At 57.9% G+C, this 2,126-nt stretch carries 1 protein-coding gene; it reads right to left on the bottom strand.

Annotated elements, in window-relative coordinates:
* Positions 1-616 precede the first annotated feature (616 nt).
* A complete protein-coding gene (ahcY, locus tag V6C07_RS12985; protein ID WP_333536897.1) occupies positions 617-2,038 on the bottom strand; it encodes an adenosylhomocysteinase in 1,422 nt (473 codons plus the stop codon).
* Positions 2,039-2,126: the final 88 nt, after the last annotated feature.

Genomic DNA, 2,126 nt, shown 5'->3' with positions numbered 1-2,126 from the left:
TCATTTGCTTGAATCTGTTCGGCAAGGATTCTCTGGAAGAACTTCTGAATCCGCGAAGACGAAAAACTATAAACACCTATAGTTATAGCCTGTTAGCTATGGGTGCTTAACCGGACAACATTGAAAACACGCAAGCGTGTTCCAAGACAGCATGGTTTTACTCGCAGTTTGCGTGCGCTGCTGTGCCATGCATTCCTGAAGAATGTCCGTTGTGTGCAGATACGGCATTGGGAGTGGGGGCACTCAATGCGAAAATGCTCTGGAAAAAGGCGGGGAGGGGTGGGGTGAGGAAAATAGAAATGGCCGGAGACAGGCTCCGGCCATAAGGTGCAGGGGCGCGGCGGGCGGCCGCCCCGTGCGTTTGCCGTGGTGGCAGCACTGCTTCCACCACGGCTGTTTTTTTACACCTGACCGCTTGCGCGGCATGGTTGCGCCCGCTGCAAGCGCTTCACGATGAACATGCTCCAGGCATTTCAGCCGTCGACTTTTCTGCTGATGAAGCAGCCGCCCCTGCGCAGCGCATATCAGGGCTGCGTGGCTGACGGAGGCGTGTTTTGCGCCGCCGACCGTCCCCGCAAGGTGAATATGTTCTAAAGCAGTTAACGAATGAAATGCTCTAGTAGCGGTAGTGATCCGACTTGTAGGGGCCGTTCACATCAACGCCGATATAGTCGGCCTGTTCCTTGGAAAGCTTGGTCAGCTTGGCTCCGAGGCGGCCAAGGTGCAGGCGGGCCACTTCTTCGTCCAGTTCCTTGGGCAGGGTGTAGACCTTGTTTTCCAGCTTTTCAGTGGCCAGCTTGATCTGGGCCAGAGTCTGGTTGGTAAAGCTGTTGGACATGACAAAGCTGGCATGCCCGGTGGCGCAACCGAGGTTTACCAGGCGGCCTTCGGCCAGCACGATGATGCTGCGGCCGGACTTGAGGGTCCACTTGTCCACCTGCGGCTTGATGTTCAGGCGGGTGATGCCGGGCGTGTTTTCCAGATAGGTCATTTCGATTTCGTTGTCGAAGTGGCCGATATTGCACACGATGGCTTCGTCCTTCATGCCTTCCATATGCTTGCCGCTGATGACGTGGTAGTTGCCCGTGCAGGTCACATAAATGTCGCCGTAGGGCAGGGCGTCTTCAACGGTGGTGACTTCGTAGCCTTCCATGGCGGCCTGGAGCGCGCAGATGGGATCGATTTCGGTCACCAGAACGCGCGCGCCGAGGCCGCGCATGGACTGGGCGCAGCCCTTGCCCACATCGCCGTAGCCGATGACCACAACAACCTTGCCGGCGATCATGACGTCAGTGGCGCGCTTGATGCCGTCCGCCAGCGATTCGCGGCAGCCGTACAGGTTGTCGAACTTGGATTTGGTCACCGCGTCATTGACGTTGATGGCCGGGAAAAGCAGCTTGCCCGCGGCCTCAAGCTGATAGAGGCGGTGGACGCCGGTGGTGGTTTCTTCCGACACGCCCTTCATGCCTGCGGCAACCTTGTGCCAGTGCTGCGGGTCTTCTTTGAGGCGCAGCTTGAGGCGGTCAAGGATGCACTGGAGTTCCTTGTTGTCGGTTTTTTCGTCAAGGACGGAAGGATTGTTTTCAGCTTCCACTCCCTTGTGGATGAGCAGGGTGGCGTCGCCGCCGTCGTCCACAATGAGGTCGGGACCGGAGCCGTCGGGCCAGGTGAGGGCCATTTCAGTGCACCACCAGTAGTCTTCAAGGGTTTCGCCCTTCCAGGCAAAAACCTTGGCCATGCCCAGGTCGGCAATGGCGGCGGCGGCGTGGTCCTGCGTGGAAAAAATATTGCATGAAGCCCAGCGCAGGTCGGCGCCCAGGGCATGCAGGGTCTGAATGAGCATGGCCGTCTGGATGGTCATGTGCAGCGAGCCGGTAATTTTGAGTCCCTTGAGGGGCTTGCTGGAGCCGTATTTTTTGATGCACTCCATAAGGCCGGGTACTTCCCGTTCGGAAAGCTGCATTTCTTTTTTGCCGAAGTCGGCCAGAGCCATATCCGCAACTTTGTTCGCCAGGCTCAGATCAAGAGCTTTGGTCATGTGTTTCTCCTATCCTTTGACATGGTATGTTTGTTTGCGTTGTGCCGGGTGCGTGCCGGGCTTTGCGGCGTCGGGCCGCCCGGCCGGC

This window comes from Desulfovibrio sp. 1214_IL3152, assembly GCF_036763055.1.
Taxonomy (GTDB): Bacteria; Desulfobacterota; Desulfovibrionia; order Desulfovibrionales; family Desulfovibrionaceae; genus Desulfovibrio.
Note: the sequence above shows the minus strand (reverse complement) of the source record. Positions and strands in the feature narration are given on the sequence as shown.

Coding starts and splice junctions, on each gene's coding strand:
- ahcY (WP_333536897.1), bottom strand. CDS start 2,038: ATGACCAAAGCTCTTGATCTGAGCCTGGCGAACAAAGTTGCGGATATG.